Genomic DNA, 12,860 nt, shown 5'->3' on the forward strand with positions numbered 1-12,860 from the left:
AACAAGGCAGCCCGCCCGTGATCTTTGCTCTTCGATCTCTCCGCGCTTCGGTGCTTCTGCCCTCTGCCTGTGTGGCTGTGCTGGGTCTCAGTCCGGGTCTGGGTGCAGGGGCCGCACAGGCGCAGGATGCGCTCACCGCGCCCAAGCCGGAGGCCCCGCGCTTCAAACCGCTGCCCGCCCCCAGCCTCAATTTCTACGGCTCCCCCGGTCTGGTGGACATGCCAAGCGCCGAAATGCTGCCGGACGGGCAGTTTGCCGCCACCTATTCCTGGTTTGGCGGTCAGGCCCGCTACAATCTGACCTTTCAGGCCACGCCCTGGCTCAGCGCCGCGTTCCGCTACAATGGCATCCAGACCAATGGCGCGCAGATTGCCGGCTTCTCCACCTATTATGACCGCGGCTTTGACGTGCGGCTGCGGCTGCTGCGCGAGGGGCGCTATCGTCCGGCCGTGACCCTGGGCCTGCAGGATTTTGCCGGCACCGGGATTTATGCCGGCGAATATATCGTCGCCACCAAGAATTTTGACACCCCCGCCCTCAGCCATCGCAGCGGGGCCGGGCGGCTGAAGCTGACCGCCGGTCTGGGCTGGGGACGCCTGGGCACCAGCGGATCCATCGGCAGCCAGGCCGGCAGCAGACCGGGGTTCACGGCCGGCAGTACCGGCGGTGAACTGTCCTATGACCAGTGGTTTCGCGGCGAGATGGCGCCTTTTGCAGGTATCGAATGGCTGCCCAATGACCGCTGGGGGCTGAAGGCGGAATATTCCTCCGATGCCTATGTGCTGGAGACCGGCGCTCCGAATGTGTTTGAGCGCAAATCCTCCTTCAGCTTCGGCGCCGAATACCAGGCCAGACCGGGGCTGCGGCTGGGGGCCTATTACCTCTATGGCTCGGAACTGGGGGTGACCGCGCAGATCCAGCTCAATCCGAAACACCCCCCCCAGCCGATGCGGGTGAGCGCGCCGGTGCCGGTGGCGCCGCGCAGCAGCTGGGCCACCGAGGAGGCCCATTGGAGCCGCGACTGGGCCCGGAGCACCCGCGCCAAGACCACCCTGCGGGATCTGATGAGCGCGGCGCTACAACAGGATGGGCTCATTCTTGAGGCGCTGACCCTGCCCGCAGATGGCACCGAGGCCGAGCTGCGCTATCGCAATCCCCGCTACCGCGCCCAGACCCTCGCCATCGGCCGCGCCGCCCGCGCCATGGCACGGCTGCTGCCGCCCTCGGTGGAGACGCTGAAAATCGTGCCGATGCGCGGTGGGCTGGCGCTGTCGCAGGTGGTGATCCGGCGCAGCGATCTGGAGGCGCTGGAACATCACCCCGACGCCACCGAGGCGCTCTGGGCGGTGACCGGCCTGCAGGAGGCAGGCCCGCTGGCCGGGGAGGCGCTGGTCGCGCAGGATCTCTACCCGGCGTTTTCCACCTCCATCAGCCCCTATACCGCGCCGTCCTATTTTGACCCGGATCTGCCGTTCCGGCTGGATGTGGGGGTGGATCTGAAGGCCTCTTATGCGCCCGCCCCGGGCTGGCGCATCGCGGGCACCCTCCGCCAGCGGGTCTGGGGCAATGTGGCAGACGGGCGCGCCTCCAATTCGGTGCTGCCACGGGTGCGGACAGATGCGAGGGAATATGCCCAATTCGGCACCACGCTGAAAAACCTCTATGTCACGAAGCAATGGCAGATGGGGCGGGATCTCTATGCCCGCAGCACCGTCGGCCTGTTTGAAAGCATGTTTGGCGGCGTCTCGGGCGAACTGCTGTGGAAACCGGTCTCCAGCCGTCTGGCGCTTGGGATTGAGACCAACTACGTGGTGCAGCGCGATTACGATCAGCGGCTGTCGTTTCGCGATTACAAGACCTTCACCGGCCATGCCTCGGCCTATTACCAGCTGGACAAAGGCTACCATGTGCAGGTGGATGCCGGGCGCTATCTGGCCGGCGATTATGGCGCCACCTTCAGCCTGGACCGCGAATTTGCCAATGGCTGGCGGGTCGGCGGCTTCTTTACCCTCACCGATGTCTCCTCCGAGGATTTTGGCGAAGGCTCCTTTGACAAGGGCTTCCGCTTCAGCATCCCGCTGGACTGGCTTCTGGGCAAACCCAGCCGCAATACATTTGGCATGGTGGTGCGCCCGACCCAGCGGGATGGTGGCCAGCGGGTGCATGTCCCCGACCGGCTTTATGGACAAATCCGCGAGGCCCACCGCGCGCAGCTGACCCGGCAACGGGCGAGGATCTGGGAATGATGATGTCTGCAACGGGTCACCCCCGGGGGCGTCTGGCCCCGTTTGTCGCCCTGCTGGGGCTGCTGGCGCTGACCGCCTGCAGCCGCGGACCGGACGCGCCGCCCCTGCAGGTCGAACTGCTGCGCAACCTGTCGGACCGGGTTGGCGCCCGGCTGTCCGGGGGCCGGGCGGATCCGGCCGCGCGCCCGCCGCTGACCCGCGCCGGTCTGGATGAGATCAAGGCCCCCTATATCGAGGTCACCATCGAGAAAAACGGCGTCTTTGCCTATCTGTCGCGCCAGCAGCTGCGCCGCGATGACAGTCCCGGCACGGTGGCGGTCTGGCGCACCGAGGATAATATCAGCCTGACCCTGCGCAACGGCGTTCTGGTGGCCACCCGCAACCTTGGCAATGACATCCTGTCCAGCTCCGCCCTGGTGGCGGGGGAGACCGGTGGACCTCTGCGCAGCGGCGCCCGGCGCTATCATATCCGCGGGCTGGACAATGACGCCTGGCAGCTCGACATGCTCTGCAGCCGCCGCGATCTCGGGGCTGATCCGGTTGTCATCGTGGAGCTGCGCTACCCGACCCGCCACATCGAGGAACGCTGCCAGCCCAGCCAGCCGGGGCGCGGCGGCGAGATCGTCAATGACTACTGGGTAGATTCGCGCAGCGGCCGGGTCTGGCAATCACGCCAATGGGCCGGCCCCAATGTCGGCTATCTGCGCATCCGTCAGCTGACCACCGGCGGCTGATCCGGCCCCGGCGGCTATGAAAAACAGGCGATTTTAGAGCAGATCCGCCAAAATGAGCGATATCTCGGCAACGTCGGAAAAAAAATTCCAGTCCCCGGGATATTGCTGCTAAAAGCTGCGTTGAATTCAAAGGGTAACTCACCTACTCTCAGCTCAACGGTCTCCAAAGGAGTTTTGGATTATGAACAAGTTCTTCGCAGCACTCGCCCTGGCCACCCTGGCCGCAACCACCACCGCCTCCGCTCAGGAAGAAGGCACCCCGACCCTGCTCGGCGGTACCGGCCTTGAGCAGGGCACTCTGATTGCAGGCGGCGTTGCCGCTGCGGTCATTCTGGGTGTGATCCTGAACGACGACGACGAAACCAGCACCACCACCACCACCAACTGATCGCTTGCGATCTGATGGGGTGCGGCAGGATCTGACCTCCGCCCGGCGCGCCTGAGCAGGGCAGGGTGTGGATCCCAGGCTGACAGCGTCTCAGGAATACCCATCCTCGCGATGGAAAAAAGCGGGCCAGTGGCCCGCTTTTTGCGTCTGGATCGTCTCTGCGATTGATGGCTCCGATGGCGGGCGTCACCCCACCCGCCGCAGAAAGGCCCTTGTGCGCGGATCCTGTGGCGCGTCAAAGATCTGCGCCGGCGGGCCCTGTTCGACAATCCGCCCTCCTTCCATGAAGACCACGCGATCGGCGATCTCACGGGCAAACTGCATCTCATGGGTGACGATCAGCATGGTCTGGCGCTCTTCGGCGACCTTGCGCATCAGCGCCAGCACCTCGCCCACCCATTCGGGATCCAGCGCCGAGGTCGGCTCGTCAAATAGCATCAGCTCGGCCCCCAGCGCCATCGCGCGGCCAATGCCGACGCGCTGCTGCTGGCCGCCCGACAGGCTGGCGGGATAGGCATCGGCCTTCTCCGCCAGACCGGTCTCCGCCAGGATCTCCAGCGCGCGGGCGCGGGCTGTGTCGCGGGGCTGCTTCTGAACGGTGACCAGCGCCTCCATGATGTTTTCCGCCGCCGTCTTATTGGCAAACAGCGCATAGTTCTGAAACACGAACCCCGTGCGCCGGCGCAGGGCCAGAATATCGCCCTTGCTGGCGCGGGCGGCGTCCACTTCCAGATCCCCAATGCGGATCAGACCGGCATCCGGGGCATCGAGGAAATTCAGGCAGCGCAGCAGCGTCGATTTGCCGGTGCCCGACGGGCCGATGATGACGATACGCTCGCCGGGCTGGATGGTCAGATCGATGCCATCCAGCACCACCGCATCGCCAAATGTCTTGCGCAGCCCGGTGATGGAAATCGCGGTGTCGGATCTTGCATCGCTCATCGTGCATAGGCCTTGTTCAGATGGGTCTCCAGGAGCCGCTGCGCCAGCGACAGCGCCTCCACCAGAATCCAGTAGATCACCGCCACCACCAGGAAGGCCTCGAAATAGAGGAAACTGCCTGCGGCCTCTTTCTGGGTCGCCCCCATCATTTCAGTGACCCCCAGCGTAAAGGCAAGCGAAGTGCCCTTGATCATGTCGATGAAGTAATTGACCAGCGTCGGCGCCGCGATCCGGGCCGCCTGCGGCAGCACGATACGACGCATCATCTGGCCGCGGGTCATGCCGATCGACTGCGCCGCCTCCCATTGGCTGCGATCCACCCCCAGAATGGCGGCGCGGATGCTTTCGGCCATATAGGCAGCAAAATGCAGGGTCAGCCCCATGATTGCCGCGGTGACCCCGTCAATCTGGGTCAGCACCGACAACACCTGCGGCAGCCCGTAGTAGAACAGGAACAGCTGCACCAGAAGCGGCGTGCCGCGAAAGAAGCTGATGAACAGCACCACCAGCTGGTCCAGCACCGGGATCCGCAGCACCCGTTCCACCGCCAAGAGGGACGCCAGCACCAGTGCCAGCGCCATGGCCACCACCGCCATGAACAGCGTCAGCGGCACATAGCTCAGCAGCACCGGCACCAGCCCCAGCATATAGGCGAGGTCCAACCCCTGCATTTACCGGCTCACTTCTCGACCGCTGCGGTGGCAACCGTGATATCGGTGCCGAACCATGTCTGCGAGATCTCGGCCAGCCTGCCGCTGTCGCGCAGCCGGGTCAGCGCCGCATCCACACGGTCGCGCAGCGCCAGCCCCGCCTCGTCCTGACGGAACGGCAGGGCATTGCGGATCTCGGAGAAGGGCGCGCCGGCCAGCGCCAGCGGCAGCGGGCTTTCCTGGATCAGCTGGGCCGAGGACACCCGGTCCATCACAAAGGCATCGACCCGCCCCAATGCTGTATCCTGGGCGATATTGGCCTCATAGGTCTTGATCTCGATCTTGTCGGCCTCCGGCAGGTTGCGCAGCAGCGCCTCGAAGTTGGAACCGAGGTTCACCGCCACGGTCTTGCCCGCCAGATCAGCAGGGCCTGCGATACTGTCCTCATTGCCGCGTTTCACCACCACCTGGGCGCCATCAATGACATAGGCTTGGGTAAAGGCGAATTTGGCGCTGCGCTCGGGCGTGATGGTGATCTGGTTGGCGATGGTGTCGATACGCCCGGCATCCAGCGCGCCGATCAGCCCGGAGAAGGACATGGTGACAAATTCCACCTCAAGGCCGGTTTCCTCGGCCACCGCATTCATCACATCCACTTCAAACCCCTGCAGCACATCCTGCCGCACGAAGGTAAAGGGGAAATAGCCGCCCGACATGCCCACCCGCAGCGTGTCGGAGGCAAGGGCTGAGGAGGCGGACATCAGGCTCACGGCGATGGCCGCAGTGCGGGCAAGCCGGACAAATGGTTTCATCATGACAAGGGAATCCTTTTGAGTTCGGCCCCGACCTAATCCCCCTGCCGCCGGGGACCAAGATGTCGCAGGCCCGGAAATGACAAATAAGCCCGCCTGTTCGCAGCCAGACGGCAGGCAGAGAACCAGCCTACGGAACAGACGCCGCAAAGCGGGAACTTGTTCCCTTGTTGGGTCGATTTTCTCGGGTTTGTTCCGATCCGGGCCGGAATGCGCCCGGATCTGAGCGGGATCAGCCGGTTTTCCCATCTGCCGAATGCGCCATCAGGCGCGCCATGTGGCGGGCCAGCTGCTGCACATTGGGTGGCTGCAGGATCGACAGATGTGATCCCGGCACCTCGATCAGCTCAAACCCGGCCTCGGCCACCGGCGCCCAGCCCAGCCCATGGGCCAGCCCTTCGGAGCTGTCAAAAAGATCGTCGCCGGCCCGGAACACGGTCAGCGGCGTGGCCAGCGGCTCCGGCGCGTAATGTTCCACCGACTGCTGGTTTGCCGCGATCAGCGCGTCGATCGTCAGCTTGCCGCCGCCGGTCCACTCCAGCCGCCGCCGCTCAAAGGAATTGCGCAGGGTCTCAATCCGATTGGCCACGATATGGCGCAGATAGGCAGGCCCCATACGCCGGAGCAGCTGCAGATGGGCGCCCAGCCTGGCCCGGCCCTGCACCCGGCTGCGCCCGGCCGGCCCTTCGGCATCAAACAGCGCCACCAGCCCCAGCTCGCGCCCCGCCGCCAGCAGCTGACGCGCCAGTTCAAAGGCGAAATAACTGCCCAGAGACACCGCCGCCAGATGCACAACCCCGCTGGGGTAATGGGTCTGGATCTCGTCCAGATACATCTTGGCGGTGGTCCGCACCCCGGTGGGGGTGTCATCATCCAGCAGGCCGATACTCAGCCCGTAGACCGGCTGGTCGGGGCCAAGGGCACGGGCCAGCGGGCGATAGAATTCCTCGTTGCGGCCCAGCACATGCACGCCAAACAGCGGCGGCCGCGCCGCGCCATCCTGGATGATCACCAGATGATCGGGCAGGCTGTGGCCTTCCGGTGTTTCCGGCGCGCCGGTCTGTTCCCCGTTCTGCTCCGACTCCAGCGCCGCCGCCAGGGCGCGGGGGCTGGGGGTCAGATGCAGCGCCGCCAGGCTCAGCCGCTGGCCCAGATCCGCCTCGATCCGGCCAATCAGCCGCATCGCCAGCAGCGAATGGCCGCCGCGGTCATAAAAACTGTCATCCGCCGCCAGATCGGGCTGGCCCAGGATATCGGCCATCATCTCCGTCAGCTGCCGGGCCAGCGGCGAGGGCGGGGCAGAGGTGTCGACCGCCGCTCCGGCGTCCCGCCGCAGACGCAGACCGAGCGCCCCTGCGGCCTGCTCCGGGGCGGGCAGGGCGGCCATGTCGATCTTGCCCCCTGCGGTGCGTGGAAACTCTGCCAGCGCCACCAGCGCCGGGCGCATATGGGCGGGCAGATCGCGCTGCACCACCTGCTGCAAGGGGCCGAGATCCCATTGGCCATCGCCCGTCTGCGCCACGCCCCGGACCCAGCAGCAGAGCTGCGCCGCAGGCCCATCCTTGCCCCGGACCGCCGCCAGCGCCTGCACCCCGGGACAGGCGCGCTCCAGCACCTGTTCGACATGGCGCAGATCAATGCGAAAGCCGCGCAGCTTGACCTGCCGGTCCTGCCGCCCGAGAAAGGCCAGCGTGCCATCCCCCCGCCAGGCAGCGCGATCCCCGGTGCGATAGATCCGCGCCGCCGCGCGCTCTGCTGCAAAGGGGTCGGGCCGGAACGCCCGCGCGGTGTCCTCGGGGCGGCCGATATAACCATCGCTCACCGCCAGGCCGCCAATCCACAGATCCCCGGCCACCCCTGCGGGGGCCAGGCTGCCATCAGCGGCCAGCACATAGGCGCGGGCATGGGCGGTGGGGCGGCCGATGGGCACATCCTCCTCCGCATCAACCGGGCCGCCCGGATCATGCAGCGTGCAGGTGATGGTGGTTTCCGTCGGCCCGTAGCCATTGAGCCAGCGCACCCCCGGCGCCAGCTGCTGCCAGCGCGCCAGCGCCTGCGGGCTGACCTGCTCCCCGCCGACGATCACCAGCCGCACCGAGGGCGGCAGGCTGCGGCCACTGTCGGCCATCACATCGCACAGCACATGCCAGAAGGCGGTCGGCAGGTTCAGCACCGTCAGCTCCAGCGCCGCCACCCGGTCCAGAAACAGCCCCGGCGCGCCGATCATATCGGGCGCGCGCAGCACCACGCAGGCGCCGACCAGGAGGCTGGGCAGCACCTCCTCGATGGCGACATCAAAGGACAGGCTGGCAAATTGCAGCATCCGGTCGCTGGCCTGGAGGTCAAAGGCGGCGGTGATGGCGCTGGCATGGGCCAGAAGCGCCCGCATCGGCACCCGCACCCCCTTGGGTTTGCCGGTGGACCCGGAGGTATAGATCACATAGGCCAGCCGCGCCGGATCCGGCGCGGGGCGGATCGGCGCTGCGGATCGGGGCTGCGCCTGCCCGGCCCCGGGCGGGATCCAGACCAGCCCGTTTGAGGTCAGCGCCGTCTCATGTTGAGGAGCCTGATCGGCGGATTCACTCATGTCAGAGCCTGAAACGGTGCCATGATCCGGCCCGCCGATGCCCAGCCGGGTGCCGCTGTCCTCCAGCATATGGGCCATCACCGCCGCCGGGTAGGTGGGGTCCACCGGCAGGAAGGCGGCGCCAACCTTCAGCACCGCCAGCATCGCAATGATGAACTCCGGGCTGCGCGGCAGGCAGATGGCAATGATATCGCCGGCCTCCGCCCCCTGCGCCTGCAGAACCCCCGCCAGCTGATCGGCGCGGGCCTGCAGATCTCCATGGCTCAGCAGCGCCCCGTCCGGGGCCATCTGCAGGGCCGGGGCCTCAGGCGCCCGCGCCGCCGTGGCCTCCAGCCGGGTTGCCATACAGGGCGGGGCCGCTGCCATATCCTGCGCCAGCCTCTGCGCCAGCGCCGGATCCGGGCGGCCCTGTCGCACCAGCTGCGTGACCTCCGCCTCCGGCAGCATCCCCAGATCGCGCAGGGCCATGCCCGCGGGCGCCGTGGCGAGGCTCTGCAACAGCTGGCACAGGTGATCCAGCATCCGCTCCACCTGTGTGCCCGGCAGCACCTCGGGATCATATTCCAGCATCAGCAGCGGCTGTTCATCGCCATAGACCGCCAGGGTCAGCGGCATCGCGCCCTCTTCGCGCAGTTCCACCCGACGGTGCCGCCAGGGGGTCTGCGGATCGGCACCGCCGAGGCTGCGCATCCGCTCGTTCAGACTGTCGCGTTCGAACATCACCATGCTGTCAAACAGCGGCACGCTGCCCGGCAGCCCGCACCAGCCGCGCATATCCGCCAGCGCGGCATGTTCATGATCGCGCAGCGCCACCGCATCGCGGCGCAGGCGCGCCAGCAGCCCGTCAACCGTCTCGCCCCCCGACAGATGCAGATACAGCGGCACCGTATTGATCAGGCAGCCCACCGTGCGCCCGCAGCCCTCCAGAAGATAGCGCCCCGATCGGGTGACCCCGAAGAGCGCCGTTTCCCGCCCGCTCCAGCGCGCCACCAGAAGCCCCCAGGCGGCATGGACCATATTGGCCAGGGTGGCCGCGCCGCCGCCCTCTGTCGCCGTGACCGCGCCTGCGCGCTGCATGAGGGCGCGGCGCAGCTCGGCCGGCAGATGTCGCTGCAGGATCCGCTTGCGCCCGGAGCTGTCCTGCGGTGTGTCGGCCGGCAGATCCGCCAGCCGGGCAATCTGATTGGGGGTTTCGAATCCCTTGAGGTGATCCTGGAAAAACGCCCGGCTTTCCGCCCGCCCCGAGACCTCCGCCACGGCCGGGCTGAAGGCGTCAAAACCGGTCACCGGCGCGGTCTCGGCAGGCAGATCGCCCGCGCTCAGCGCCGCAAAGACATCCTCCAGCACCACCGCCATGCTGCGGCCATCGACCAGCACGTGGTGGATGGTCCAGACCATCACCGACCGCTCCGGCCCCAGCCGCGCCAGCAGCACCCGCCAGGACACCGCCTGCTCCAGCGCGCAGCCCCGGTTGCGATCCTCGGCCAGGAACCGTTCCAGCCGGGCGGTCTGACCCTCCGCCCCCAGCCCCTGCCAGTCCTCGGTCTCTACCGTGACCTGCGCCGCGGCCACGGCCACCGGCGCCACCTGCAGCACCGGCTGCGGGCGGCCCTGCCACAGCACCGCGCTGCGCAGCACCGGATGGCGGGCGCAGACCTGCTGCCAGGCCGCCTGCAGCGCCTCGGGCGCGGGCGCCTCGGCGTCCAGATGCACCACGATCTGTTCCAGATTGACCCAAGGTCGGCCGGCAGCCGCGCTTTCATAAAGCAGCCCCTGCTGCATCGGCGTCAGGGGGATATCCCGCGCCCCGTCCACCACAGACGCTGCCTGAAGATCCGTCTCGCCCATCGCAGATGTCGAGCCAGGCTTAGCTGCCTGTGAAGTACCGGTCATGATGCCCCCTACCTGACATCGGGCCTGGGCCAACCCGCGCCATACTTTCGATCCTGTGCCGCGCCCAGGTGGTCTGGGTATCACGTCACTCTTAACATCCACCTGTCTGCGGCCCTTCCGGCCCGGCCTCCGATGATGCCGACCGCAGGGTCAAAGGCTACCAGATCAAACGGCAGACGAGCAATAAAACACCACCCGGCCACGATCACATCTCCGTCTGATCCGGCAAGATAGGGAATTTGTCGCACCCCGGTTCGGAATGTGCTCCGGGTGTAAAAGCTCCTTAATCAATCTTATGTTAAATTATTGTGCATTTACCGCGTCGCGGCGATATATTCAGCGGGCAGATGTGACAAAGGCCACCTGTCAGGCGGCCTTTGTATCTGGGTTCGACATGACACCAGCAGCAGCGGATCATTCCGCCGGGGTTTTCTGGGCAACCAGCTCCCCCAGCACCTGCTCCAGCGCCGCCGCGTCGCCGCCGCGCAGGCAGGTCAGCACGGTCCGGGGCAGACGGCGCTTGGCGCGCAGCAAAGGGGTCACCGGGCGCTTGCTGTCATGGGACAGCTCGGCGTTGATCAGCCGCGATCCGGCCGCCGCGCGCAGCCGCTCCACATGAGCCAGATCCAGCGGATGATCGCCGTGGATGGCATAGATCCGGGCCGCCCGGTCACAGCCGCTGCAGCCATCGCGGTAGCCACTGCTCCAGTCCAGCTTGCGCGCCGCCGGGAAACGGGTCTCTCCGGGGATCAGATCCTCGGCCAGGGTGGTGATCGGCTGCAGCGCCACCACGTTTTCCGCGCCGATCAGGTCGGCAAAGGCCATGGCGCCAAAGGCCCCCATACCGGAGCCCAGCACATGCACCTTGTCAAACCCAGCCATCCAGGCGCGGGTGTCCGGTGCCCGGAAATACTGTTCCAGATCCAGCGGACGGTACCAGTTCTGCTGATGCGGCAAGACCGACAGCACCGCATAGCCGGATTTGATCAGGAAACGCTCGCCAAAGCCCGGACGCAAGGGATCCTTGCGGTCCAGCGCCTGGCCTGCCCCTTCAAAGGTGACAACCAGCTCCCGCGCGCCCTCCGGATGCAGCCGCCGCATGGCATAAGACGGGGTTAGCGTGGTGGTGGGCCACAGCCCCTCTGGCAGCGCTTCTTCGGGGGCCTTCTGGCTGCGGATGGCGCCCAGATGGCCTTGCCGGTCCACCGCAGGCACCGGCTGCGGCTCGTCGGGCACGATGGTGTCGACCTCCAGCCCGTGTTCGGCCAGCGCCGCCACATATTCGGCATGCCGCTGGCGATAGGTCGCCTTCATCGTGTCCAGCATCTCGGGCGACAGATATTCATCCAGCGTCGCCTTCAGCCCCTTGCGCATGAATTTCTGCGTGTTCAGCGCCGGCAGGCCGAAATGTTCGGTCAGCTCGGCCACCCGGTTGTCATGCTTGAGGAAAATCGCCGGCTGACCCGCCTGCAGGGCCGCCACGCCACCGTGGAACCGGTCGCCGATATAGACATCATGCAGCATCGCCGCCTGCCGCCAGGCGCCAGCCTCGGAGAAGTAATAATAGCGGTTGAAATCGACCTTATGGCCGCATTTGCGGCTCAGCCAGCGATTGAGCATCTCGGGCTGGGCAATATTATTGCCCTCATTATAGCCAAACCGGTCCGTGATGAATTTACCATAGGCAAAGATCTCATCCTGGAACACATAAGAGGCGTCGATCTTGTCGAACGCCTTGGCCAGTTCGGTGCCGCGTTCAACGATGGCGCCGTCGCGCATGGAGAAATGGCCTGCGGTCATCACATTGGCCTGACGCCCCTTGGCCTGGGCCGCGGCCCCGTCGATGGCCATGATCGACTGCGGATAGACATAGAGACTGGGGCAGCCCAGCACGGTGGTGTTCTCCAGCCCGTTGTTGGCCAGCCACTCTGCCGTCTGGGTGCCGCGCACCCCAAACAGATTGGCCCGTTCATTGAGCAGCGCCAGAAGATCGCGGTTGCCCGGCAGCAGGTCCTCAAACGCATGGCTGCCCTGCATCCCGGCCCCCAGCACCACAAAAGGCACCCGCCCATCCAGCGCCTCCAGCGCGGTAAACAGCCGGATACCATCGTGATTGGGGCGGATGAAATTGGCCAGTGACACCACGATCATGTCGAAATGCTCGGCGATGGTCTCGGCATAGCCCTCACCGAGGTTCTTCTGCAGATTGGCGATATTGCCCACCGCCGACCCATCCGGGTCCTTGCGCAGGCTGCGCGCCGGGGCTTCGGCATGGATGATATTGCCGCGATTCCCGGTCAGCCGATGCGCCGGTTTCAGACCGAACAATGTGTCCGTCACCGTCGGCGGCACCCCCAGGATACTGGAGAGTGCCGGATCCGGACGGTGGACCGAAAGCACGGGAGCGTGGAAAAGGATTCTCATATATCACCAGATGTTACTCGCCATAGCCTCCACAAACGGATGGTATGGCCTATTGAAAATAGGGGATCGGCAACCGCGCTTTGGCGTCTCCGGCGGCCGCAGCCCCCGGGATTGCTGCGTTGCGCGCATGTTAGCGCCATGACCTCTGGGGACAAGCCCGGAAAACCCGGCAGAGGCCCCTGGT

General features: G+C 66.2%; 8 protein-coding genes. 3 read left to right on the top strand and 5 right to left on the bottom strand.

Annotated elements, in window-relative coordinates; translation table 11 throughout:
- The first annotated feature begins 71 nt into the window (after positions 1-71).
- The 3 genes from VWY60_RS15095 to VWY60_RS15105 all read left to right on the top strand — a co-directional run bounded on the left by VWY60_RS15095 (position 72) and on the right by VWY60_RS15105 (position 3,368).
- Positions 72-2,246, top strand: coding sequence for a YjbH domain-containing protein (locus VWY60_RS15095; protein ID WP_416541063.1), 2,175 nt, complete (start codon positions 72-74; stop codon positions 2,244-2,246).
- Positions 2,243-2,980 carry a YjbF family lipoprotein gene (locus VWY60_RS15100; RefSeq protein ID WP_416541050.1) on the top strand — a complete coding sequence of 246 codons (738 nt, stop codon included), beginning with the start codon at positions 2,243-2,245 and terminating at the stop codon, positions 2,978-2,980. Before VWY60_RS15095 ends, VWY60_RS15100 begins: the two co-directional genes overlap by 4 nt.
- Positions 2,981-3,161: 181 nt before the next feature.
- Positions 3,162-3,368 carry a hypothetical protein gene (locus VWY60_RS15105; protein WP_340547824.1) on the top strand — a complete coding sequence of 69 codons (207 nt, stop codon included), beginning with the start codon at positions 3,162-3,164 and terminating at the stop codon, positions 3,366-3,368.
- Positions 3,369-3,554: 186 nt separating this feature from the next.
- Here the strand turns inward: VWY60_RS15105 and VWY60_RS15110 are convergent, their stop codons facing one another.
- The 5 genes from VWY60_RS15110 to VWY60_RS15130 form a co-directional block, all read right to left on the bottom strand.
- A complete protein-coding gene (locus VWY60_RS15110; protein ID WP_416541051.1) occupies positions 3,555-4,310 on the bottom strand; it encodes an amino acid ABC transporter ATP-binding protein in 756 nt (251 codons plus the stop codon).
- Complete coding sequence (locus VWY60_RS15115) at positions 4,307-4,981, bottom strand: amino acid ABC transporter permease (RefSeq protein ID WP_340547826.1); 675 nt, start codon at positions 4,979-4,981, stop codon at positions 4,307-4,309. Before VWY60_RS15115 ends, VWY60_RS15110 begins: the two co-directional genes overlap by 4 nt.
- A gap of 8 nt (positions 4,982-4,989) precedes the next feature.
- The gene (locus tag VWY60_RS15120) at positions 4,990-5,721 is read right to left on the bottom strand and encodes an amino acid ABC transporter substrate-binding protein (RefSeq protein ID WP_374015690.1); all 732 of its coding nucleotides are present in this window, start codon (positions 5,719-5,721) and stop codon (positions 4,990-4,992) included.
- Between the two features lie 283 nt (positions 5,722-6,004).
- Positions 6,005-10,252, bottom strand: coding sequence for a non-ribosomal peptide synthetase (locus tag VWY60_RS15125; protein WP_416541052.1), 4,248 nt, complete (start codon positions 10,250-10,252; stop codon positions 6,005-6,007).
- Positions 10,253-10,666: 414 nt separating this feature from the next.
- Positions 10,667-12,676 (bottom strand): polysaccharide pyruvyl transferase family protein, encoded by a 2,010-nt coding sequence (locus tag VWY60_RS15130; RefSeq protein WP_416535221.1) that lies wholly within the window; start codon positions 12,674-12,676, stop codon positions 10,667-10,669.
- Positions 12,677-12,860: the final 184 nt, after the last annotated feature.

The organism is Phaeobacter sp. JH20_26 (assembly GCF_048056275.1).
GTDB lineage: Bacteria > Pseudomonadota > Alphaproteobacteria > Rhodobacterales > Rhodobacteraceae > Phaeobacter > Phaeobacter bryozoorum.

What these genes read in the sequence shown, in the direction of transcription:
- VWY60_RS15105 (WP_340547824.1), top strand. Translation starts at nt 3,162, where the DNA reads ATGAACAAGTTCTTCGCAGCACTCGCCCTGGCCACCCTGGCCGCAACC.
- VWY60_RS15130 (WP_416535221.1), bottom strand. Translation starts at nt 12,676, where the DNA reads ATGAGAATCCTTTTCCACGCTCCCGTGCTTTCGGTCCACCGTCCGGAT.
- VWY60_RS15110 (WP_416541051.1), bottom strand. Translation starts at nt 4,310, where the DNA reads ATGAGCGATGCAAGATCCGACACCGCGATTTCCATCACCGGGCTGCGC.
- VWY60_RS15125 (WP_416541052.1), bottom strand. Translation starts at nt 10,252, where the DNA reads ATGACCGGTACTTCACAGGCAGCTAAGCCTGGCTCGACATCTGCGATG.
- VWY60_RS15115 (WP_340547826.1), bottom strand. Translation starts at nt 4,981, where the DNA reads ATGCAGGGGTTGGACCTCGCCTATATGCTGGGGCTGGTGCCGGTGCTG.
- VWY60_RS15120 (WP_374015690.1), bottom strand. Translation starts at nt 5,721, where the DNA reads ATGTCCGCCTCCTCAGCCCTTGCCTCCGACACGCTGCGGGTGGGCATG.
- VWY60_RS15100 (WP_416541050.1), top strand. Translation starts at nt 2,243, where the DNA reads ATGATGATGTCTGCAACGGGTCACCCCCGGGGGCGTCTGGCCCCGTTT.